Source organism: Lyngbya sp. CCAP 1446/10, assembly GCF_026130175.1.
In the GTDB taxonomy this organism is placed as follows: Bacteria; Cyanobacteriota; Cyanobacteriia; order Cyanobacteriales; family Microcoleaceae; genus Microcoleus.
In genome coordinates this window covers 164,072-186,030 of the sequence record NZ_JAIGNI010000001.1, presented here as the reverse complement: position 1 = coordinate 186,030, position 21,959 = coordinate 164,072, and the positions used below count along the sequence as shown (strand labels likewise).

The 21,959-nt window shown below is 45.9% G+C and carries 19 protein-coding genes; 10 read left to right on the top strand and 9 right to left on the bottom strand.

The window, feature by feature from the left end; translation table 11 throughout:
* Positions 1–207 precede the first annotated feature (207 nt).
* The gene (locus K4039_RS00940) at positions 208–2,430 is read right to left on the bottom strand and encodes a GAF domain-containing sensor histidine kinase (protein ID WP_265233233.1); all 2,223 of its coding nucleotides are present in this window, start codon (positions 2,428–2,430) and stop codon (positions 208–210) included.
* Positions 2,431–2,958: 528 nt separating this feature from the next.
* Entirely contained in the window at positions 2,959–3,831 is an 873-nt protein-coding gene (locus tag K4039_RS00935; RefSeq protein WP_265233232.1) for a hypothetical protein, read from the bottom strand.
* Between the two features lie 180 nt (positions 3,832–4,011).
* On the opposite strand from K4039_RS00935, the gene K4039_RS00930 reads away from it, so the two are divergent.
* The gene (locus K4039_RS00930; RefSeq protein WP_265233231.1) at positions 4,012–4,560 is read left to right on the top strand and encodes a 3-isopropylmalate dehydratase; all 549 of its coding nucleotides are present in this window, start codon (positions 4,012–4,014) and stop codon (positions 4,558–4,560) included.
* A gap of 57 nt (positions 4,561–4,617) precedes the next feature.
* On the opposite strand, the gene K4039_RS00925 is transcribed toward K4039_RS00930, so the two are convergent.
* Together K4039_RS00925 and K4039_RS00920 are read right to left on the bottom strand one after the other, a co-directional pair.
* Positions 4,618–5,040 carry an NUDIX hydrolase gene (locus K4039_RS00925; protein ID WP_265233230.1) on the bottom strand — a complete coding sequence of 141 codons (423 nt, stop codon included), beginning with the start codon at positions 5,038–5,040 and terminating at the stop codon, positions 4,618–4,620.
* Between the two features lie 142 nt (positions 5,041–5,182).
* Positions 5,183–5,614: a DNA-binding protein gene (locus tag K4039_RS00920; RefSeq protein WP_265233229.1), complete on the bottom strand. Its 432-nt coding sequence runs from the start codon at positions 5,612–5,614 to the stop codon at positions 5,183–5,185.
* A gap of 152 nt (positions 5,615–5,766) precedes the next feature.
* Here K4039_RS00920 and folD point away from each other — a divergent pair, with 152 nt between their 5' ends.
* Positions 5,767–6,642 (top strand): bifunctional methylenetetrahydrofolate dehydrogenase/methenyltetrahydrofolate cyclohydrolase FolD, encoded by an 876-nt coding sequence (gene folD, locus K4039_RS00915; protein WP_265233228.1) that lies wholly within the window; start codon positions 5,767–5,769, stop codon positions 6,640–6,642.
* A gap of 144 nt (positions 6,643–6,786) precedes the next feature.
* Here folD and K4039_RS00910 read toward each other — a convergent pair whose 3' ends face one another.
* Complete coding sequence (locus K4039_RS00910) at positions 6,787–7,551, bottom strand: trans-aconitate 2-methyltransferase (RefSeq protein WP_265233227.1); 765 nt, start codon at positions 7,549–7,551, stop codon at positions 6,787–6,789.
* Between the two features lie 333 nt (positions 7,552–7,884).
* Here K4039_RS00910 and K4039_RS00905 point away from each other — a divergent pair, with 333 nt between their 5' ends.
* From K4039_RS00905 to K4039_RS00895, 3 genes are all read left to right on the top strand, one after another.
* Positions 7,885–8,775 (top strand): LysR family transcriptional regulator, encoded by an 891-nt coding sequence (locus K4039_RS00905; RefSeq protein ID WP_265233226.1) that lies wholly within the window; start codon positions 7,885–7,887, stop codon positions 8,773–8,775.
* 189 nt (positions 8,776–8,964) lie between these two features.
* A complete protein-coding gene (gene crtE, locus K4039_RS00900) occupies positions 8,965–9,894 on the top strand; it encodes a geranylgeranyl diphosphate synthase CrtE (RefSeq protein ID WP_265233225.1) in 930 nt (309 codons plus the stop codon).
* 14 nt (positions 9,895–9,908) lie between these two features.
* Positions 9,909–10,367 carry a divergent PAP2 family protein gene (locus K4039_RS00895; RefSeq protein WP_265233224.1) on the top strand — a complete coding sequence of 153 codons (459 nt, stop codon included), beginning with the start codon at positions 9,909–9,911 and terminating at the stop codon, positions 10,365–10,367.
* A 95-nt stretch (positions 10,368–10,462) separates the two neighbouring features.
* On the opposite strand, the gene K4039_RS00890 is transcribed toward K4039_RS00895, so the two are convergent.
* Positions 10,463–10,966 (bottom strand): YbjN domain-containing protein, encoded by a 504-nt coding sequence (locus K4039_RS00890; protein ID WP_265233223.1) that lies wholly within the window; start codon positions 10,964–10,966, stop codon positions 10,463–10,465.
* Between the two features lie 190 nt (positions 10,967–11,156).
* Entirely contained in the window at positions 11,157–12,062 is a 906-nt protein-coding gene (locus K4039_RS00885) for a ferritin-like domain-containing protein (protein WP_265233222.1), read from the bottom strand.
* Between the two features lie 432 nt (positions 12,063–12,494).
* On the opposite strand from K4039_RS00885, the gene K4039_RS00880 reads away from it, so the two are divergent.
* The 4 genes from K4039_RS00880 (at position 12,495) to K4039_RS00865 (ending at position 19,411) form a co-directional block, all read left to right on the top strand.
* Complete coding sequence (locus tag K4039_RS00880; protein ID WP_265233282.1) at positions 12,495–12,896, top strand: fasciclin domain-containing protein; 402 nt, start codon at positions 12,495–12,497, stop codon at positions 12,894–12,896.
* A gap of 492 nt (positions 12,897–13,388) precedes the next feature.
* Positions 13,389–14,543, top strand: coding sequence for a GTP-binding protein (locus tag K4039_RS00875; protein ID WP_265233281.1), 1,155 nt, complete (start codon positions 13,389–13,391; stop codon positions 14,541–14,543).
* A gap of 549 nt (positions 14,544–15,092) precedes the next feature.
* Positions 15,093–15,995, top strand: a complete 903-nt coding sequence (locus K4039_RS00870; RefSeq protein ID WP_265233221.1) for a GPI inositol-deacylase — start codon at positions 15,093–15,095, stop codon at positions 15,993–15,995.
* 29 nt (positions 15,996–16,024) lie between these two features.
* A complete protein-coding gene (locus tag K4039_RS00865) occupies positions 16,025–19,411 on the top strand; it encodes a tetratricopeptide repeat protein (RefSeq protein ID WP_265233220.1) in 3,387 nt (1,128 codons plus the stop codon).
* A gap of 83 nt (positions 19,412–19,494) precedes the next feature.
* Here K4039_RS00865 and K4039_RS00860 read toward each other — a convergent pair whose 3' ends face one another.
* Positions 19,495–19,857 carry a DOPA 4,5-dioxygenase family protein gene (locus K4039_RS00860; RefSeq protein ID WP_265233219.1) on the bottom strand — a complete coding sequence of 121 codons (363 nt, stop codon included), beginning with the start codon at positions 19,855–19,857 and terminating at the stop codon, positions 19,495–19,497.
* Positions 19,858–19,928: 71 nt separating this feature from the next.
* The gene (locus K4039_RS00855; protein ID WP_265233218.1) at positions 19,929–20,105 is read right to left on the bottom strand and encodes a hypothetical protein; all 177 of its coding nucleotides are present in this window, start codon (positions 20,103–20,105) and stop codon (positions 19,929–19,931) included.
* A 522-nt stretch (positions 20,106–20,627) separates the two neighbouring features.
* Here K4039_RS00855 and K4039_RS00850 point away from each other — a divergent pair.
* Positions 20,628–21,863 carry a HetZ-related protein gene (locus tag K4039_RS00850; protein ID WP_265233217.1) on the top strand — a complete coding sequence of 412 codons (1,236 nt, stop codon included), beginning with the start codon at positions 20,628–20,630 and terminating at the stop codon, positions 21,861–21,863.
* The last annotated feature ends 96 nt before the right edge of the window (positions 21,864–21,959 follow it).

The window sequence follows — 21,959 nt, the reverse complement described above, 5'->3', positions numbered from 1 at the left end:
CGGCAAATGACACGCGAACTACCATAGAAGCAGAAACCGGGTTTTTTACGACAATACTGCATCAAAACCTTGAATTCCCAAATAACCCGGTTTCTTTGATATTGATGTGCCTAGGGCTAATGAATTTGGCTTGCAGGTGTCCTCGTCTCCGCCACGAGGCCAAGAAAGCGCAACTGCAAACCTCAAAAATCCAACGCCTTTGTTTAACTATTCTTCCCGATTAGAGACATCTGCTGCAAATTGGGGCAGAGTCAGAGTAAAACAGGTGCGCCACTGATCAGCAGTTTCAGAATTTTCTGACGGACTGCTAGAAACATCAATATTACCATTCAAGTGCTGTACTAAGCTCTTTACCAGAGCCAGACCCAAACCAGTACCCCGAATACCACTTTGGTCAGTCACACCAGTGCCGCGGCGGAACCTGTCAAAGATGTGTGGTAAATCATCATCAGAAATACCGCGCCCGCAATTAGAGACGCTCAAGAAAATAAGGTTGCTTGCTTCAGACACATCCAAAACTACCGCAGTCCCATCATCCGAGAAATTGCCAGCATTCGTCAGCAATTCCAGCAGAATTCGATTCAAGCTATCGAAATTGGTTTCGGACCACAACGAGCGCTCCGGTAAATTCACCACCAGACTTAATCCTTGATCCGCCCATTTTTTGTTAAAATCTTTAGCCAAATCCTGAATTAAAGGCTTGAGGTCAATCCTGATGCGAGACATAGGCGTTTGCTGAGAATCTAATTCTTTTAGCTTCAGCAAATCCTTAATCAGATTGATTTCCTGATTACATTCCTGATCCAGAATATCCAAATACAGAGTTATCTGCGCCGGCGATAATAATTCCCATTTCCGAAAGAGTTCAACAACTATCTTGATCTTCGTTAGAGGATGTTGCAACTGGTCGCTCGCGGCAGCAAGAAATTCATCTTTGAGCTGATTTAACCGTTGCAGTTGCTCTACTTGTTTGCGAGATTGTTCGTACAATATTGCCTGTACGTCAAGACTGTGCTTTAACTGAGCAGTTCGGTTTTCGACAAGAGTTTGTACTTGCTTGAGAGTTTGAGTTTGGATGATCGCCGTACTCAATTGAGCGGCGATTAATTCTACAACCTCTAATTCTTCAACTTGCCAGATCCGGGACGATGAGTGCTGCAAAACCAAGAATCCCAATACCGTGCCTTGTCCGCTTGTCCCTACTAGGGGAACCAACAAAAGGGCACTGATATCCTGTAGTTTCAAAATTTGTCTGATGTGTTCTGGTTGTTGCGCCAGCAGTTCGCGGGCGTCGGCAATCGCAAGGGATTGGGGAACCCGGTTGAATGCTTCCTGGCACAAACTAGACTCCGACATCCAAAAAGCAGGGAAATGATTTGATTGTGAGCTTGGTGTTGTGGATTTGGAATTAGCTGTTTTTTCCTTGGTTTTGGTTTTTGATGTCGAGCTTTTTTTGCCCGCATTGCTTGGTTCTATTGCTGGTTTATTTAGGTCTTTTTTCTGACTGGATTCGCAAACTAATTCGACCTTGGCTTGTGGCGTTTGATTGGGAGAGCGAGTTTTAAATAGAGGGTCTGTATATTTCAACAGCAGGATTTGACCTCTATCTACTTCCAGGGTATCGGCGGTTTTTTCAATTACTCGCTGCAAAATTTGATCGACTTCTGAATTCGTGTCGATCGCGGCAGCGACTCTGCCGAGGAGATTTTTGTATTTCGCTTGTCGTTGTAACTGTTGGTTTAAACTGGCAATTTCTTGAGTTTTTTGAATGTCAGCAATCGCGATGCCGATCGCCTCTAATGCTGCTTCTAGGCGCTGGCGATCGGCTGCTGACCACTCATGAGGTTGCGACTTACCAAGAACGATCATCCCATTTACAGCCCCTCCAAATCGCGCAGGCGCTGCCAAAATTGCCCGACAAGGCAGCGGTGTCACAGGGGAATTGGGCGATGAAGCTGCCGAAATCTCAAGATAGTCGGAGATGGCCACTATCTCACCGTCTGCTAGCACGTTTACCAGGACAGGATGTTCGAGCGATATGCTAGACGATGCTAATTTTGTGCTTTGGGAGTATTCGGGTGTTTGAGTTGCGTCCGCAGCGTTTGGTCGATCGCTCCTCTGAAGCCAGCAAGCATTCGGAATTACTACTTTCTGGTCAGCTACAGCAGCAACCAAACAGAAATCTGCCCCACAAGCAACCCCCAAAGTATTGGCTATTTGTAGCAGCAGGATTTCTCGATCGATGTTGGTCGCGAGAATTTGGTAAATTTGCTGCCCCAGAAGGGCAGGATCGACTTGGTACTGCATAAGACGATCCAGAAATTTTTGGACTGATACTGGTTCTGCGATTTGTGGTAGATGCAAAGTGCAAGACTCTGACGGCGATCGGTCGATCGAAGTAAAGTCTTGATTTCCCTGGTAATCGATCATGGCAACGAAGCCTTTATTTTAAAGTATTTGAGCTGGATCACGGTACAAATATAGAAACCTGTTCATAACATTCCAACCGACTATTATGATCCTGCTTTCTGCGTTCGCGCAGCCCGTCGGCGGGTAACTAAATCTGTAAAAGACTTACTCAGATCCGACCAAGTTCTATTTTGCTGTTTTCTAGCCTTGCATCTGTACGGGTTGAGCTTTAGCATCCTTGAGCAGTTGAGGATAAATTCTATTCCCACTAATTTTGACTATTATGAGTATGAAGCTTTTCTTCAGACCGCTTAGTGACACCCCTCTCCTGACTCTGTGATGTTTCTTATTTAAGTTTGTGATCCTGATAAAATTTTATTGTGATATAAATCAGTCGATCGAGTGACTACGATCGCAAAAATTTAAACTAAAAAAAATTCTAGTCATCACAGATCTGAGATTTTTCGAGTTTTCTGTCAAAAACTCATCGATCGCAACTTCTAGAAACGCTGGGCGAGTTCTCTGGTTAAATTTATCCGACTTCCCTGCCTACTTATTTTGTGCTTCCTGTTGGGCTTTATCGCTATTTTGGCGGTAAAGTGCCGTCCGGTTGACAGCCGTTGCATAGCGGGGATGATTCGGGGACACGGCAGCCATCAAATCCGAAGCTTGCTGCCACTTAGTTGCTACTACTAACCAATTTTCGCGAGATTGAGCCGTTTTGCCGTCGGTGGCTGCTTGCTGGGCCACTCGTACTGCTTGTCCAAAAGGGTCAACAGCAGAATTAGCATTTTCTTTAAAAGTTTTCCCAGCAGGTGTCGTTGCCAAGGGAGTGGCACTGGCAACTGCTTGGCTGGTGGCTGTTGTGCTGTTTGGCACTTGAGAATTGAGTCCTTTGTAGATGGCGGCCGCCGCAGCGAGCAACAACACGGTCAAGCTGATGCCGCCGACGATACTGCGCTGAAATGGTCGCGGTTGCCGCATTGATCGAGGTGCAGCGATTCTCGGCAAAGCCCGCTTGCCTTGAGCTTGGCGTTCGTGATGGGCGGCGGCCAAACGCTTGAACAAATTCGGCTTTTTGAGTTTAATTTCTTGAGACCACAGTAATTGATTTTCTGGATCGTGGCTAATTTCTTCGAGCCACAGCAGTTGGTGTTCTCGCACCAGCCGGCTGTTGATGTTGACTCGGCGAATATTGCGGGGCGAGAGGCCTTCCAAAATTTCTCGAACTCGATCGACCAAACTAGACTGTTCGAGCAGTTGGGATGTTGCAGCTTCGCACAGTAGTTGCAGCACCCCATCGGCAAACACGGCTCTAGCCCTGACGCCTGCCTGTGCCAGTTCATCGTTCAGAATTTGAATAATTGAGGAAACCGATCCCTCGCGAGCTTGTCGAGCAATGTCATCTACTGGATTCGCCATAAAAATATCTTGATGCTTAGCAATCTGTATAACTGTTAATCTAAATGCTCGGATCTGATTTTCGCCTATACAGATTATCGCCGACATTCCCCGGTTAAAATGGACAAATGCAAATCTTGCATTACCAATCCGACATAAAAATATCACGGCAGCATCTGAGAAGCCAAGAGGAAATAAACTATGGGCAAAGTAATTAGCGGTCAAATTTTTGTTTTAGATGACAACATCGATACAGATCAAATTATCCCTGCCGAATACCTGACTCTGGTTCCCTCGAAACCGGACGAGTACGAGAAACTAGGCAGTTATGCGATGATTGGTTTACCCGATCGCTACGACAAGTTTATCGCGCCCGACGAACAGAAAACCCGGTATCCGATTATCATTGCCGGCGAAAATTTTGGCTGCGGTTCTTCGCGGGAACACGCTCCGATCGCTCTGGGGGCTGCGGGTGTCAAAGCGGTGGTGGCTTTGTCTTACGCGCGCATTTTCTTTCGCAATTGCTCGGCTACTGGCGAATTGTACCCAATCGAATCGGTCGATCGACTTTGCGACTTATTTGTCACAGGCCAGGAAGTGACGATCGACTTTGCGGGCGATCAAATCATCAACCACACTCTAAATGTTACTTACTCCCTCAAGCCTTTAGGAGATGTCGGGCCAGTAATTGATGCCGGAGGGCTATTTGCCTACGCACGCCAAACCGGAATGATCGCAGCTCGTTCTTAAGCTAAAACCTGAAATGTAGGGTGTTCTTCGGCGCACCTTACAAATATCAGTAGAGCCTCAAATCGCATCAATAAAACTCAATAAAATCCGCTGGTGAGCACTGCCGAAAGGTCGCACATCTCCAGATTTTTCAGAATAGCATTTGCCAGCCCGAATATCCTCCGTTGTCAACAACTGCATATCCCAACCCTCGTGCAAAACTAAATCCTTGACATCCGCACTAAGTTGTGAGTGAAAGACATGGCGAAGAACATCTCCTTCGACATCGTGACAGAAAAAAGAAACAGTTGCAGGAGCCCAGCTAATTTCCTCTACTAATTCCCGCAGCAAAGCAACTTCCGCAGTTTCTCCGGGTTCCAAGTGTCCACCAAACAAAGCCCAATGTCCGGGATACCTAATATTCGGAACATCGTCCCGCAACTGGCAGAGAAACTTGCCGTCTTGGTATAAAATTGCGATCGCAACGTGAATTTGAGTCATAAAGAAGTTCGGCAACGGATTATGTAACGGATGTAACGGATTTCAGCATAAATAAACATACCCACAGCGCCCAAGTAGAATTACAAACTTTTGATTTTCATGAAATCGACGTACTTAATGATTGAAAAACAATAGCGTGTAGCTATTTTCCTTGATCAGCCACTGGAGTACGCTTGAGTTGTTCCATTTCCTCAACATAAACTTCACCTAAATCTTTACCAACCAAATCCTTCAGCTTAATACTTTTATAACGGACTTCTCCCTTCAGCAATACTTCATCGCCAAGCTTCGGCAAAGCTTGCTTAGTTAAAATCCAAATCTTACCAGTACCGTCTTGAAGTTGATAAGCCGCATTCCCCACAAACGGAGCGCGATTTTCCACCTTTCCCCGGAGATAAACTTCACCATCGACTTGCCGCTTTTGTTGAATGTCGCCAATACTAGCAACATTAAAACCAAGATTGAGTTGAGACATGGGTAAATTGCCACAACTGAGCAAACCGCTGGTAAGTATTAGCAATAAAGAGCCTATGGAGTATCTTTGAACCCAAACTTGCTGAATTACAGTAGTCATTTGTCAAATGATTTGAGATTTGAGATTGTGAGATACGACTTACTCTAACAGAATCCCAAGAGTCGATCGCAAGTCAGAAATTTCTCTAGTACAATCCTTGACGGCGATTAAGCTAAAATCTAAAATCGTCAGCCCCTAACCCAGAGTCTACAATGGATGCCAAAACTGCTCAAATACTAGATGGTAAAGCTTTAGCGACCAAGATTCAAAGCGAGCTGAGCGATCAAGTCCGCGCCCTACAGCCCCAGATGGGGCGTCCTCCGGGACTTGCGGTGCTGATGGTGGGCGACAACCCAGCCAGCGCGGCTTACGTGCGTAACAAAGAGCGTGCCTGCGCTAAGGTTGGTATAGCTTCCTTTGGCCAGCATTACCCAGCAAATGTGACTCAAGCGGAACTCGAACTTGCAATTCATGCACTCAACGAGGACGATCGAGTAGATGGCATTTTAGTGCAACTACCGCTACCAGAAAACTTAGATGCAATTTCGCTGCTGTACCAAATTGCCCCAGACAAAGACGCTGACGGACTTCACCCTATAAATTTAGGCCGCTTGGTGCGATCGGAGCAAGGTTTGCGCAGTTGTACTCCCGCCGGAGTGATGCGGTTATTACAGGAATATCAGATTGATTTGAAAGGAAAAAATGCTGTTGTTTTGGGACGCAGTATTTTGGTGGGTAAACCGATGGCGTTGATGTTATTAGAAGCCGATTGTACTGTTACTGTAGCTCATTCGCGGACGCAAAACCTAGAATCAATTACTAGCCAAGCCGATATTTTAGTAGCCGCGGTCGGCCGCACCGAAATGATTACAGCTAATATGGTTAAACCGGGAGCAGTAGTAATTGATGTTGGTATTAACCGTGTTGTCAATCCAGATGGTACTAGCCGTTTGGCCGGAGATGTAGATTTTGATGATGTGAAAACAGTAGCCGGATTGATTACGCCGGTGCCGGGAGGAATCGGGCCAATGACTGTTGCTATGTTGTTGGAAAATACAGTTTCGAGTTATACGAAAAAAATGGTTTGACGCGCGAATAGCGGTAAGGTGCGCAGTGCGCACCTACATAATTAGGTGCTGCGGTTTATTCAATAGCAAATTCGCTGAATAAAACCACAAATGACGGACGAAATAATTCGCTACTACAGAGGCTAACTCTGCCGCCTACGCCGACTACTGCTTAACAGCAACAACCCGAATTCGGCGATAGTCTGCACTCCAATTACCGTCGTGGTAAAGGGCGGGCCGCAAACGTTCTTCAACTGTACGAATTACGTGCGATCGCACTTCCTGCGACAAACCCGACAAAAACCCGCCTGCAAACATCTCAATCCAATTTACCATACCAGCGCTGCCACCTTCTAGGGGAGTTGGGCGATCGAACAAAACCGCATAACTCACCTCAAAACCCTGGTTTTCCAGCAGCAGAGCATACTCGCCGATACTCGGAAAATACCAAGGATTAAGCGATTCAGGCTCCGAACAGCCAATTTCTGACAAAACGCTCAAAAGTGCACGGGCGATCGCTCCCACATTCCCCTTACCGCCAAACTCAGCAACAAAACGCCCACCCGGCCGCAGCGCTTTTTCCACACAATGAATCACAGCATCCGGCTGCTTAATCCAGTGCAAAACAGCATTAGAAAACACCGCATCTAACGGATCTTCCACTTGAAAATCCTGCGCATCCGCAGCCGCAAAGTTAATGTGAGGATAATTTGCTTGAGCCGTGGAAATCATAGACAAAGAGGAATCAATACCTTGAACAAAAGCACCAGTTTGAGCAATTTTTTCAGTTAACTGTCCTGTACCGCAGCCCAAATCTAGAATCCGTTCTCCAGCCTTCGGAGCGAGCAAATCCAAAAGCGATTCACCGTACTCCCAAACAAAAGCATGATTTTGCTCATAAAGAGCTGTATTCCAAGAATCTTGTGACATTTGAAATTCCTCAATTTGTAAATTACAGAGCTTGAAACCGCTTCTATACAACCAAAACCCGGATGGTGCGCGGGTTGAAGAGTGTAGCGATAAACCGGGTTGCTGAGACAAGTGCGCGATTGGTTATTGAATTATTTACCAGCAAGCAAACCAATTGCATCCCCCTCAATAGGACAAAATCTAATATTTTCCAAAATCTCCGCTGATATCCAAATTAGCCATTGTTTAATTCTCAACTTCGCTTATTAATCACTGTATTAAATGCCATCATTAATGTCCAATATTTTTTTAATTCATAACTTATACTTTTAAAGTATTAATGCTTGAAGATGTATGGAACTGCGACATTTGCGTTACTTTATTGCCGTTGCAGAGGAACTGAATTTCACTCGCGCAGCGGAAAAATTGCACATGGCTCAACCTCCGCTAAGCCAACAAATTCAGCATTTGGAGGCAGAGTTGGGCTTTCAACTGTTTCGCCGCACCAAGCGGACGGTGCAGCTAACCGCTGCGGGACAGGTTTTTTTTGAGGAAGCGCAAAAAATTCTGCTACAAGTCGATCGGGCAATTCAACTCGGCAAACAGACAAGCCGCGGGGAACTCGGCCAACTGACTGTAGGCTTTGTGAGCTCGGCAGCACACAATATAGTTCCAGCCATCTTGCAGGCGTTTCGCACTCGCTATCCCGCAGTCTGCCTCGAATTGCACGAACTGACGACAAACGAACAGTTGCAGCGGTTACGGGAAGGACGAATTGATATCGGCTTCGTGCGCCCTCCGATCGAGGAAGATGGCATAAATTCAGAAATCGTTTTTCGAGAGCCTCTGATCGTGGCGCTGCCAGAAACGCATTATTTAGCCGATTCACGCGCTGTTGTGGAATTGCGATCACTCTCTGCCGAAACGTTCATCTTATTTCCGCGTTCCCAGGCTCCGGGACTGTACGATGCGATCGTCAGTCTGTGTCTGCAAGCAGGCTTTAGCCCGATCGCAGGTCAAGAAGCAATTCAAATGCAGACAATTATCAGTTTGGTAGCAGCCGAGATGGGGGTGGCGATCGTCCCCGCATCCATGCAAAACTTCCAGCGCAGTGGGGTTGTTTACAAATCTTTGCCAGAATCAACCTGCATGGTGGCGATCGCCCTAATTTGGCGCAACTCTCCCACCCAGGCGGTGCAGCGGTTTTTGGAAGTCGCCAGACAAAGTGGCGGATTTGAGATTTGAGACTGCTGATTTTAGATTGACGGCTAATTTGACAAAGTTATTAAAACTCAAAGATTTTCTGTGCAACAACACCCGTAGAATAATTAATTGATGCTCGGATTTCGGGCAACCACTACCGTAAAAGTCGGCGCGATCCGACCCAAACGGCTCACAGTATCCCCAATCACATTCAGTACAAGAGAGCAAGGGATGGTATTTGCAACAACAGAAATGGATTCGTCCCAACCGGAATCCGCTTTCGACTTATCTAGTTACCTAGTCGAGCAAAAAAAGGCGATCGAGGTAGCTCTCGACAGTGCACTACCGGTCATCTACCCAGAGAAAATTTACGAAGCAATGCGCTACTCGCTGCTAGCGGGAGGAAAACGCCTGCGTCCAATCCTGTGTGTGGCTAGCTGCGAACTGGCTGGCGGCACTGCTGCTATGGCAATTCCCACAGCTTGCGCTTTGGAAATGATCCATACAATGTCGCTAATTCACGACGATTTGCCGGCAATGGACAATGACGACTATCGGCGCGGTAAACTGACGAACCACAAAGTCTATGGCGAGGATATCGCCATTTTGGCTGGCGATGGTTTGTTGACCTATGCTTTTGAATTTATCGCTACTCAAACTCAGAACGTACTCCCCCAACAGGTGTTGCAGACGATCGCCCATTTGGCGCGCGCATCCGGCGCTGCTGGACTCGTAGGCGGTCAGGTGGTTGACCTGGAATCGGAAGGAAAAACAGATGTTTCTCTGGAAACATTGAATTACATTCACGCTCACAAAACCGGCGCGCTGTTAGAAGCCTGCGTGGTTTGTGGGGGAATTTTGGGTGGAGCCTCAGCAGCAGATTTGCAACGGTTGTCTCGTTTTGCTAAAAATATTGGGCTGGCTTTCCAGATAATTGATGACATTCTGGATATTACTGCTACTCAAGAAGAATTGGGCAAAACTGCTGGCAAAGATGTTCAAGCAGGGAAAGTGACTTATCCTAGTTTGTGGGGAATTGAGGAGTCTCGGCGCCAAGCCAAACAGCTTGTTGCTGATGCTAAGGCTCAACTGGCAGTGTTTGGGAGTAAAGCCCAACCTTTATTGGGAATCGCGGATTTTATTACCAGCCGCAGTAACTAGAAATACTAAAGAATATGCAGGAAATTTGCAGCGGCATCTTAAACAATCATGTACTGATAGTTGCTTTGATCGCTTGTCTGTCGGCTCAAATCATTAAATTGCCGATCGAATTAATCAAAAATCGCAAGTTTAATCTGCGGTATTTGGTAACAACGGGCGGAATGCCCAGCTCTCACTCGTCTTTTGTGGGCTCTTTGGCTACGGGAGTCGGACAAACGATGGGATGGGAAAGTCCAGAATTTGCGATCGCAGCGATCTTTGCAATTATTGTCATGTACGACGCTGCTGGAGTGCGCCAAGCTGCCGGCAAACAAGCTCGCATCCTCAACCAAATTATCGACGAGTTTTTTGAAGAAGACCACAACCTGAATGAGGCTCGCCTCAAAGAGTTGCTGGGACACACTCCTTTTCAAGTGCTCGTCGGTTTGGGGCTGGGAATCGCTATTTCTTGGATCGCAGGGCCTGCATATTAGTTAACAGTTAACTAATGACTGTTAACTGTTAACTAATGACTGTTAACTACTGACTACTGACTAATGACTGTTAACTACTGACTACTGACTAATGACTACTGCCCAAATTCTGCTTGCAGCAAGTCGTCGTTGTCGTCGGCGATGGTGGCGACAATAGTAATGGCGCGTGAAATTTCCCCAGCAGAGATTTCGGCGATCGCCCGATTGGATATTACCGCAACTTGGTTGTCAACGATCGCAAAATGAGATTCCAAAGTAGACAGCCAATTCATTTCTAGAAGTTTCCGCATTAATTCCGCTTCATTCTTGGCCGGCAACTGGAGCACAAAAGCCCAGACAGTCAAAGTATCATTTTCGGTTTCGCCCGTGAGTTGCACGAACACTTCAACACTACCGTACTTAAATTTCCAAAGATGTCCGCCAGCTTCATTTTGACCGACCATCACTTTTTGGTCTACAGCCATGCTGGCAATCACAGTTTCAATTTCTTCTGCATAGCTGACTGCTGTGGCTTTTTCGACCTGCTCAGAGGCGATCGCGCTTTCACTCGATAGGCTTTCTGCGGAAGCTGTTTGTGGGTTCGGCTCGCTGTTAGTCATGATTAATATTTAAACGGAAAAGTATTCCAATAATCTTTACCAATACAGTTTACTTCCTATTTAGGACTTACCTAAATAGGACTGATAGGATTTTGGATTTGAGATTAAAGAATTGGGTATGACTTAAATAATTACTGGTTCCCAGACAGAGCCTCGGAACCCATGTCCTAAGGCTCTGCTTCGCCTGTATCTAAGCCTTGGGCTTAGCGGCCGCGGGCTTCTTCTCAATGGGTTTTAATCCGTTGAGAAACATCGGCACAAATTTTTCCACAAATGCCTGCGGGTCTCGATTCCAGGCGCGTTGAGCTACATCGACTCTCGTCATTTGCAAGTCGGGGGCGAGCAGGGTTGCCGGCAAGCGTTCCATCAGGTATTGCGGACGTTCCCACAGGGGCATGGTGTTAGCAATATCCACTAGATGGGTGACGCGACGCAGTTCTGCCCCCAGCATGATATCCATTCCCGATGCAAATGCTGCTTGTTCGATCGCCACATACTTCCGTTTTGCCTGTTCCACCTTCTGGCGATGTGCGGGGCTCTTGGCAGCAATTGCGCCCAGCCAGCGGTTGCCCCAGCGGACGTGACCAGCTTCTTCGGGAAAAATCTTTTCGATGGTTTCGCGGATTTTGACGTTTTCGTCGGTTTGAGGAGCCTTTTTGAGGGCGTGGATGTGGGCAGAGAAATACTCGCATCCCCGCTTCTCGGTGACGTTAATTGCGGCTAGGGAAGAAATTACAAAATCTTCGCGGTCTTTGGTGGGGTCTTGTTGCTCGCTGTCGAACAACCTTTCAAATTCGTCAATGTAGGAGACTCCCGGCGGCTTTCCCACCTTCTGGCCGATGTCTACCAGGAGGTCGGTAAGCCACATGGCGTGTCGCGCTTCGTCAGAAATGTGCCGGGAAAGATCCCGCACGAGTTCTGCCGGTTCGCCGTCTAGCTGTTCGATCAAGTCCGTGAGGTCTTTGCAACTGCGCTGTTCGCTGAAGCGGTAGCGGTTGAGGGTGATCAGGTGGATTTCGCGATCGCGCACCACTTGACTTAAAATCTCGCGCGCTCCCATGCCGTTGCGAAGCTTACGGGGATAGGCAACTGTCATGTTTGTATGTTGTTTTGTAAAGATACCTATATAAGTGTAACGCAGTTTTGAGGACAACCAATTCCCTCACCCGGCAGAAAAAAGTTGTTGTGCGCTCTTGTCAAAGATCGATGTTGAATGTGTTGTCAAGTTAATCAAAAAGTCGATCGCCCTAGATTTACTTTCCTGTATTTACGTTTAACACCGCAGTGGCGATCGCGAATTGTGCGATCGGCTGATCCATGTATTTAGAAACACATTGTTTTATATAAAATACTATTAAACCGGAATAGTTTCATGTATCTTTAGATAGATATTGTGTGAATTATTTATATATAAAAAACCTGATAGTTTATATCAGAAAATCTGACTGACCTAGATCAAAAATTATGTAGCTAAATTAACTTTTTAGCGTTATATTGATTTACAGAATACAAAACCTAGGTGACTCACTTGGCTGATATTGTTGATACCGCCGTTGCGGCTGGTTCATTCACAACCCTAGTTGCTGCCGTTACAGCCGCTGGTTTAGTAGACACTCTCAAAGGCGCTGGGCCCTTCACAGTTTTCGCACCTACAGACGAAGCTTTTGCTAAGCTTCCCGCAGGTACTGTAGAAGCACTGCTTAAGGACATTCCTAAGCTCACAAAAATCTTGACTTATCATGTCGTTTCCGGCAAAGTTATGGCTGCTGATGTAGTCAAGCTGAAATCTGCCAAGACAGTTGAAGGTTCAGAAGTGAAAATTGATGCTTCCAATGGCGTCAAAATCAATGATTCTACCGTTACCACAGCCGATGTTGCTGCTGATAATGGTGTCATCCACATCATCGATACAGTCTTGCTTCCTGCGTAAGCACAGATTTAGATAGTGCAATACTATCTTGAGGGCGGTGGCTATTGTTAGCCACCGCCCTGTTTTAATTGATAAGTAGAAGGTAGAAGGCAGAAGGCAGAAGGCAGAAGGCAGAAGGCAGAAAATATATACGGCCCGTTTTTTAGGGTTCCGTATTTTACTTTTAATTGAGTGTATTTACTTGGTTGAAAAATAAATATTTTACCCCGCTAGATAATTAAAATTATTTTAAAACTATGATACAGCAGGGGAAATTGGTCGATCGCACGAAGCGATTGTCTGCCCCAAAATTGTCACTGCTGGATTTACCCAGAAAACAGGCTGTAAGCCAATCACCTTCGTACTCTGGGGCCCATTTGTGGTTCATGGGTAGATGCCATGCTTCCAAACCCAAAATTTATCCCAGAAACCGGGTTGATGGGGGCTGGGCTTAAATAAGATACAATGAGAAGCACAAGGAAAGTGCGATCGACATTATTTGACAATCAAGCTATGCAATCTACAACTCAGTCCGAGACAGCACCGGCGATGGACGCTCCCAAACACGGCTTACCCGTTACCATCATTACAGGATTTCTCGGCAGCGGCAAAACAACCCTGCTCAACCACATCCTGAGCAACCAGCAAGGTTTGAAAACAGCAGTTTTGGTCAATGAATTTGGCGAAATCGGCATTGACAACGAACTAATTGTCACCAGCGACGACAACATGGTTGAGCTGAACAACGGCTGCATCTGCTGCACAATTAACGAAGATTTGGTGAATGCAGTTTACAAAGTTTTAGAACGTCAAGAAAAGCTCGATTATCTAGTAGTAGAAACCACCGGACTCGCCGATCCGCTACCAGTAGCTCTAACTTTTTTAGGCACAGAATTGCGAGACATGACTCGTCTCGATTCGATAGTTACAGTCGTAGACGCAGCCAACTATAGCTTAGATTTGTTCAACTCAGAAGCAGCTCACAGTCAAATAGCTTACGGCGATATTATTGTCCTCAACAAAACAGATTTGGTTGAAGAAGCAGATTTAGATTTGTTGGAAGTTAAGATTCGCGATGTCAAACAAGGTGCTCGAATTCTCCGAGCAGTAAAATCGGAAGTTCCCCTACCGCTCATCCTCAGTATAGGATTGTTTGAATCAGGGAAATATTTCTCTGAGGAAACTCCGAGCAGTCACGAACATCACGATCATAGCGCTCACGACCATAGCGCTCACGGACACGAACATCACGACCATAGCGCTCACGACCATAGCGCTCACGGACACGAACATCACGACCATAGCGCTCACGACCATAGCCATCATGACCACTCCGACCATTTAGAAAATGACGGATTTACCTCAATTTCTTTCCAGAGTGACAAGCCGTTTTCTCTAAGAAAATTTCAATATTTCTTAGACAATCAACTACCAACCAACGTGTTTCGCGCGAAAGGGATTATGTGGTTTGAAGAAAGTCCCAAACGGCATATTTTTCACTTGAGCGGCAAGAGATTTTCGATGGACGATGACGAGTGGAAAGGTGAGCCAAAAAATCAACTTGTGATGATCGGTCAGGGCTTGGATACTGAGACTTTGCGATCGCAAATCGAAAACTGTCTCTGTATGCCTGCGCCCAATCGCGGCAAAGGTTTTGGGAAAAACTAAAGCTTGAAAATTCGCAAATTGTACAGAAACCTGGTTTGTGGCTAAATATTGCATTCAGCCTTTTAATACTGGGAAAAACCCGGTTTCTTTGAGATATAGGGATTGTGCAGAAACCAGATTTTTGCACAATCCCTGTATATTTGCATTTAATACTGGTGAAAAACTCGGTTTCTTTAGTAGACATCTTGCAAAAATACCTAGGACGGGCGTCCCGCCCATCCCACACAAAAAAAATTTGTGGGATGGGCGTCCCGCCCGTCTAAAAATTTGATTGAAAAGACTGAGGCAAGAGGTCTAATATTGATGTGTAATACCAAATCCAAGTTAACTACCATTTTTATAATTCGGCGGTTTCAACCGCTTATACAATTTTTTTTAAGCCTGAGTAGTTACGCAATAATAACAAGCGATTGGATGAATTCATAACACATGAAATCGTTGCCCAGAGGCGAGTTTATGTGTTATGATTTGAGCGCCACAGGTACAAAATAGGATGTGAGATTAGGTCAAAACTCTTAAAATCACAGAATGTAATGGGGAAGAATTTAAATGAAAGTAGTTGGTATTCATGGAATCGCCCAAGACTTTTTGGGCAGTCCACAGCTTGAAAATGCTTGGTTGCCTGCACTACAAGGAAGCCTAGAATTGAGCGAACAGCCCCGCTTGACACGATCGGAATTTGGGATGGTTTTTTATGGCGACTTATTTCGCCCATCGGGAATGCGTTCTGCCGGAGTCCCCAAGTTGACAGCGCGGGATGTTGAAACGGAATGGGAGCAAGCCTTACTCGTTGAGTGGTGGCGTGCAGCGGCAGAGTTATCGATCGCGAATCGTAGCGCTGGCGACCCATTAGGCGAAGATCCCGGCATTCAAGAACCGGAGTTTCAAGGTCGGGGACGAACTCCCGAGATTGTGCAGCGTGCATTAAGGCAGTTGTCTAAGTCACGCTTCTTCCGAAACTTGGGCCCGGAAAAAACATTAATTTTTGCCTTGAAGCAAGTTGGTTTATTTCTCCACGATTCGGATATAAAACAAGCAGTGTTGAAACGGGTAGAAGCCAAAGTCTCGCCAACAGAGACAAAAGTAGTGATCGCCCATTCCTTGGGTTCCGTCGTTGCCTATGAAGCTTTGTGCGCTCATCCAGAATGGAATGTACAGACGCTGGTAACGCTGGGTTCTCCTTTGGGAATCCCTAATTTGATTTTCGATAAACTGACACCTCCGCCGGAGAATCGTAAAGGTGCATGGCCGAATATCAAGCAATGGTTTAACATTGCTGATAGCGGTGATATTGTGGCACTTCAGAAATCCTTAGCCCCATACTTTGGAGATGGAGACGATCGCAAAATTGTTGATCGGCTTGTTTATAACGGATGGGAGTCTCATTCGGTGGAAAGGTATTTAACAGCAAAGGAAACGGGTGCTGCTGTTGCCACAGGCTTGATAGTTTAACGTGCTGTTCAAAATAATTTCGGCTGACAATGACTGAATCTAAACGGTTTTTGATTGCGATCGGCTCTGCATCGTGTCCTAAAATGGAACTAGCAGACTTAGCTAGAGTCAAGAGTGATGTCGATCGAGTCGTGGATTTGTTTAAAGGAACACAGCAGGGGTACACCAGAGTTTTATCCGATCAGATTTCGATCGACGCAGAGGCTGAAGACATCAAAAATGCCCTGTCCAAATGGTTTGGCAGTTCGGAAAGAAGTCAGGACGATATCGTTATCCTGTATTATGCCGGACACGCAGGCGACGATGGCAATCTAGGTTCCCACTATCTCTACACATTCAATTCTCGACCCGAGATCTTAAGTACCAAAGCGATTGAAACTCAACAGCTCGTTCGATTGCTATTTGAGGGAAATAATCACTATCCTCAAAATGTCTTACTGATTCTGGACGTTTGTTATGCAGCCGCGGGTGCGAATGGGATTATTCAGAGCTTGACTTCTGGATCGAGTACCCGCAAGCCATCGGGATTTTGCGTTCTGTGTTCGACAGATTCAGATACAGAAGCAGGTGATGGTGATTTTGTGGATGCTTTAGTAAGCGTACTGAAAAATTCTGATTGGGAGGATAATGACGAATTTTTAGAGCTTTCTAAACTGAGGGATAAGATTAACGAATATTTCCGCTCCAAGGCTTCCGCTCAAAAAGCGACGTTGAGCAATATCGATAGCGCAAATCCCCAAACCTTCATCAAAAACCCGAAAGCGCGATCGCCGAACTCAACTGCTTTAGTACAGTCCAGTTCAGCAAATTTAGGTCGGGAAAAAGCCTCAAAACCCGGCCGCAAAGGTTTGTTCGTTTCTCGCAGTTCGACCAAACGATTTCTGGATGATTTTGCTAAGGCGATTCAGCAACCCGACTCCGCACCGTTGATGTTTTATGCTCATGGAATTGGGGGAATTGGCAAATCTACCTTACTAGATGAGTTAAAAAGCCTGCACCACGGAAAGGTGAAATTTCTGGAGGCTGATTTTAACAACAGCCGATTGAGTACACCCATCAAACTGATGAAACACTTACACCAGCAATTGTCAATTCATCAGCCAGAGGCAGATCTCTTCACAGTTCGGTATCAACACTACGAAGAAACGCTGCAACGCCTGGAAAATGAGCCTGCGGAAGAAACTCAAAAAGTGAGCGCTGAGCAGAGTAGTTTGGTTCGGGAATATATGGGAGTGGCGCGAAGTTCGATCGTCACCGAGGATGAATCCACGTTTAATCCGCTTTCAACAAGAGAGCGCTTTGAGAAACTTTTGAGGCAACATCCAGCTACGCAAGGATCTACACAGGAAAAGATGAGCTTGCGAGATATCATGCTCGATCCACAGCTAAAGCTCACTCAGGCTTTTGCAGAAACCTTGATTCAGTTGTCGCAAGATATGCCGATCGTGTTATGGCTGGATACCTATGAAAAAGCACAGAAAGATTTTAATGAATTTTTGGGTAATGAATTACTCAAAGATACGCCATTGCAAGATTTTCCAGTCCGAATTGCGATGGCAGGACGCTACAAGCTGAGTCATGGACGTTATCAGGGGAAGTTTAAAGAGGGGGAGAATCCGCTGATTCGTGAATATGCACTGATTCAATTTGACGAACAAGAAACTCAAAAATATCTAGCAGATATTGGAGTGACAGATAAGGGTTTTGTGAGGCGAATTTGGAGAGCAACTCAAGGATATCCCTATTACTTAAATTTGCTAAAAAAACAAAAGGAAGAGAGCGGAAAAATCACCTTGTCTGGTGGGCAATCTAGCATGGTAGACTTACTGCTAGAGGGGTTAAATGAAACTGAACAACGAGTGGTAAAATTGGCAGCTCACTGTCGTTGGTTCGATCGACCGTTGATTCGCAATTTGCTTCAAAAATTTGAAGTATCGGACATTCTGAATGATTGCAAAAATGGTAACAATATCGATTGGTTTAAGTGGCTGACAGAGCGTGATTTTGCAATTTGTGACGATCGATATCGGATTGATGATGTTGCCAGAAGTGAGATTCGGAAAACCCAGCATCAAGAAGATAAACAAGAATTTTTTCAAATCCACAATTGGATAGCCGATTATTTTGAGCAGCTTGCCGAGCGAGAAGTATCACCCGATCGCTCTCCCCTGGATAAATATGAAAATTCGGAATGGCAGGAGCTGATGATAGAAGTCATTTATCACAGACTATTTGCCAATAAAACTGAAGGAAAACGTCAACTATTAACTTGTTTTTTTGAAGGGGCTTATTTTCAGAAACCATTAATTGCAAGAAGTGCATTTTTGGCAATTGCCTCAGAAGCCGAACTAAAAGAAAACAAACTATTACGGGAAGATATTCAGAAGTTTCTAGACAGCATAGAGAAAACTATCGTATTTGGATGGTACGTCATTCCTCGAAAAAACTATAGCCTTGACATCCAGGGAGAAGAAGATTCGAGTCAAATTAAGTCCAAAATTGAGTCGGGACTAAATGTTTGCTTCCGTGAAATTCAGAATTTAACAGGTTTAGCAAAGTGTCTGGCTCTAATAAGTTACAGTCTGCGGAGTGATTACGACTACACGCGAGCTTTAAGTCTTTTAAATCAAACTCATGCAGAAATTGAGACACTTAAAAATTTCGATAATACTCATTTTCTAGGTGACATTTACTTTTATTTGTCCTTAGCTTTTCATTCAATAGATTTAGACGAACCAGCATTAATTAGTATCGACATATCTATTGAAACCGAATCAGAAAAGTCTCCTTATTACGCTAGAAAGAGTGAAATATTGAATTATTTAGAACGCTATGAAGAAGCCCTAGTCAGTATCAACAAAGCTATTGAAATAGACCCAGTAAATCCTAATTATTACTCGGATAAAAGTTGTTGTCTAGCCTTGTTAAAACGCTATAACGACGCCCTTATTAGTTGTGAACAAGCTATTAAAATAGCTCCTCAAATTTATGGGTTGTATCATAACAAAGGTTTGACTTTAAGCCTAATGGGGGATTATCCAGCCGCGATAAAGAGTTGCGATCGCGCAATTCAGTTAGGAGGAAATAAACCTCCATTACTCGTTAATAAAGGAATCGTTCTCTCCCGTGCAGGCGAATACTCACAAGCTATGAAATTGTTCGATCGAGTGATTCGCGAACATCCAGAAAATGAGGAAGGTTACTACGGAAAAGCCTGTTGCTATGCCCGACAAGGTGACACCGAGCAAGCTATTGCTGCGCTTCAACAAGCAATCCAGATCGCTCCGCGCCGTTGTTGTCGGGAAGCTCGATCGAACCCCGACTTTGACTCCTTGCGGAATGACCAGCAGTTTATTTCCTTAGTGGGAGAGAGTCCGAGTCGCGATCTATCTTCAATTGATGCCGATCGCACTTGAGTTCCCAACCGCTCTGGTTTCTTCGGTAGCTCCGCACCCAGCAAGTAGTATTTTATCTACATATAGCAATTAGAGAGCGATGACTATAAACTCGCACTGGTGGTTTTAGGTCGCAGAAATTCGACATTCAACTGTAGTTTCTTTCCCAGCCACAAAGAATGTGTCGTGTGGTCTTCAACATCGTCGCCTGTTTCGGGATGAACGAGAATATCTAGTTCCTCGCGATGAAGCATTAACCAGGGAACGACTTTGCCAAACTGCTGCGGTAAAAATGCAACTTGATACATCGCTTGGGGGTGGGGGCCAATGGGTTTGTCATGCCAGCGCCCGAGCTGTACCTCAAACCGACTCAATCCTTCACGCACGCGGGCCGCAGCATCGCGGCTATCAGTGTCGAAGTAAATATGGGCGTGAAAATCAACAATTTCGATGGTGTCTTCTTTCATGATTTGCAGTGGGTGATTGAGCCGACATCTGCACAAAACGGCTGTTAACTTTAGGTTAACTTGACTTGCGCTCAAGTGCGAAATTCAGCCAGCAGTGTTGTTGGCACTCGCGGGCCGTAGCTTTGATTGGGGCGAGTGCGATCGCATCTTCCCCCAACAGCCGACAGCACTTTCGGTTCCATACCGTACACATCTCGCAGCACATTATTGACATGGGGAAACGCGAAATACTCCGTCAGTTTCCCCATGAGGTGATTGAAAGGTTGATATCGGTGGCGGTGCACGCCCTACACAATACTGTGCTTCTTCCTTCTTCCTTCTGCCATAAAAACAAATTTGCAGATTAACCGGGTTTCCCAACTGCTGCGGCGTAGGTTCTGAAGATAGTGCAGTTCGCTACACTCTGCCGACTCTCAATTCCGCAATCTCCAACGCCGAAAACCCCCTCAAAAGACCAGTTGGTAAATTGTCCACTCAGCGGCCCCGGAACACCGTCCATCTTTGTCGCGATCGCCGTACCATAATTACAGCTCAGAATGCTTGTACAGTAAGGATTTAAGGGTAATAAAATATATCTCCCACAGCCAGCGCTTAGAATCAAATTCAGTATCCAAAAACTGTTGCATGAGAGAGTGGAACACTGGCATCACTGTGCCTATCTGTATTTCCCTATATTCAATACATAGAGAGTTGAATCAGCACAGCAAGCGAAACCGCGAGCAACTGTCGCCTCACTCCCTGCCCGCTTACGCTACTACCGGATAAACGCCATGACTGTCAAAACTGCCACCAACACCGTCAACTGCAACACCGCTTCTAACCTCAACTTCATTCCGGCCACCTCCGAACAAACCGCCGAAATCAATACAGTGTCGAGCATTGATGTTCTGGCTTTGGCTGAATTCGCCCTCAAAGAATTGCAAGCGGAAATGAAAAAATCCAGCCGCAGCGCTCAAGCAGTGGCGATGCGGATTGCTAAGGAAGTCGAACGGATTTGCCAAAAAAGCGATCGCATCCAAGTTTCCGGCGAAGTTGAAGCTTGGCAAATCACCTTGGCTGAACACCGGTTGCAAAAAACTCTACAATTCTATCGCCTCGGTTCCAAACAAGGCCGCGTCGAACTGCACTCTCACCTCGCGGCGATGATTTACCGTCATGTTGCTTCTTTTCGCTCGAACTTGAATTTCCAAGCTCGCTACAACATGATTGAAGACTTTTTGCAAGGCTTTTACATCGAAGCTTTGCGCGCTTTCCGCCGCGAACACCAACTGGATCTCAACTACACTCCCCACACGCAGCTAGAATTGGCTGAGTACATGGCTTTCACCGAACAATACGCCAAACGTCAAATCGGTTTACCCGGCCGCAATCGCCAACGCCTGATTGTGCTCCGCGCTCAAGGATTTGCTAAGGGCCAACCTCCAGAAACTGCGATCGACATTGAAATGGCAGTAGAATCCGGCAAGGGAGAAGATGCGGAAATGTACAGCCGTTCTCCGGCGCTGCAACAAGTCCGCGAACAAATGGTTTCGGAAACTGTTGATCCGGCTGATGCTGTGTTGCGCGATCGAGTTGTCGCTGAATTGATCGCTTATCTGGAAGCCCAAAATCAGCCCGAATGTGTGAGTTACTTAATGTTGAAATTGCAAGACCTTTCGGCTTCGGAAATCGATCGCGTTCTCGGTTTATCTTCCCGCCAGCGCGACTACTTGCAACAACGGTTTAAGTACCACGTCGAAAAATTTTCCCGTACTCAAAACTGGAAACTGGTTCACGAATGGCTGGGTGCTGATGTCGATCAAAAGCTGGGAATGACTTCGGACAAATGGGAAGCATTTCGTGCTCAACTGTCGCCAGAAATGCAGCAACTGTTAGAAATGAAGCGGAATCAAGAATGCGACAAGGCGATCGCCACTGCGCTCAACTGCACTCCCAAACAAGTTCAAAAACGCTGGGCACAACTGTTGGATCTGGCAAGCCAGACTCGCAACAGCAGCCAAGCTTAATGGGTGATCCAACATGAACGCAACTGTTTTCTTGAGTTTGGAAAATGCGATCGGGTGTGGCACCGGAACCGGAATGCCCGCCCCGTCGTCCGCTCT

Excerpts from the sequence above, each read along its gene's own strand:
- K4039_RS00875 (WP_265233281.1), top strand. The coding sequence starts at position 13,389 with ATGCAATCTACAACTCAGTCCGAGACAGCACCGGCGATGGACGCTCCC.
- K4039_RS00930 (WP_265233231.1), top strand. The coding sequence starts at position 4,012 with ATGGGCAAAGTAATTAGCGGTCAAATTTTTGTTTTAGATGACAACATC.
- K4039_RS00885 (WP_265233222.1), bottom strand. The coding sequence starts at position 12,062 with ATGACAGTTGCCTATCCCCGTAAGCTTCGCAACGGCATGGGAGCGCGC.
- folD (WP_265233228.1), top strand. The coding sequence starts at position 5,767 with ATGGATGCCAAAACTGCTCAAATACTAGATGGTAAAGCTTTAGCGACC.
- K4039_RS00895 (WP_265233224.1), top strand. The coding sequence starts at position 9,909 with ATGCAGGAAATTTGCAGCGGCATCTTAAACAATCATGTACTGATAGTT.
- K4039_RS00865 (WP_265233220.1), top strand. The coding sequence starts at position 16,025 with ATGACTGAATCTAAACGGTTTTTGATTGCGATCGGCTCTGCATCGTGT.
- K4039_RS00925 (WP_265233230.1), bottom strand. The coding sequence starts at position 5,040 with ATGACTCAAATTCACGTTGCGATCGCAATTTTATACCAAGACGGCAAG.
- K4039_RS00910 (WP_265233227.1), bottom strand. The coding sequence starts at position 7,551 with ATGTCACAAGATTCTTGGAATACAGCTCTTTATGAGCAAAATCATGCT.
- K4039_RS00870 (WP_265233221.1), top strand. The coding sequence starts at position 15,093 with ATGAAAGTAGTTGGTATTCATGGAATCGCCCAAGACTTTTTGGGCAGT.
- K4039_RS00855 (WP_265233218.1), bottom strand. The coding sequence starts at position 20,105 with ATGGGGAAACTGACGGAGTATTTCGCGTTTCCCCATGTCAATAATGTG.
- K4039_RS00890 (WP_265233223.1), bottom strand. The coding sequence starts at position 10,966 with ATGACTAACAGCGAGCCGAACCCACAAACAGCTTCCGCAGAAAGCCTA.
- K4039_RS00860 (WP_265233219.1), bottom strand. The coding sequence starts at position 19,857 with ATGAAAGAAGACACCATCGAAATTGTTGATTTTCACGCCCATATTTAC.
- K4039_RS00940 (WP_265233233.1), bottom strand. The coding sequence starts at position 2,430 with ATGATCGATTACCAGGGAAATCAAGACTTTACTTCGATCGACCGATCG.
- K4039_RS00905 (WP_265233226.1), top strand. The coding sequence starts at position 7,885 with ATGGAACTGCGACATTTGCGTTACTTTATTGCCGTTGCAGAGGAACTG.
- K4039_RS00920 (WP_265233229.1), bottom strand. The coding sequence starts at position 5,614 with ATGACTACTGTAATTCAGCAAGTTTGGGTTCAAAGATACTCCATAGGC.
- crtE (WP_265233225.1), top strand. The coding sequence starts at position 8,965 with ATGGTATTTGCAACAACAGAAATGGATTCGTCCCAACCGGAATCCGCT.
- K4039_RS00850 (WP_265233217.1), top strand. The coding sequence starts at position 20,628 with ATGACTGTCAAAACTGCCACCAACACCGTCAACTGCAACACCGCTTCT.
- K4039_RS00935 (WP_265233232.1), bottom strand. The coding sequence starts at position 3,831 with ATGGCGAATCCAGTAGATGACATTGCTCGACAAGCTCGCGAGGGATCG.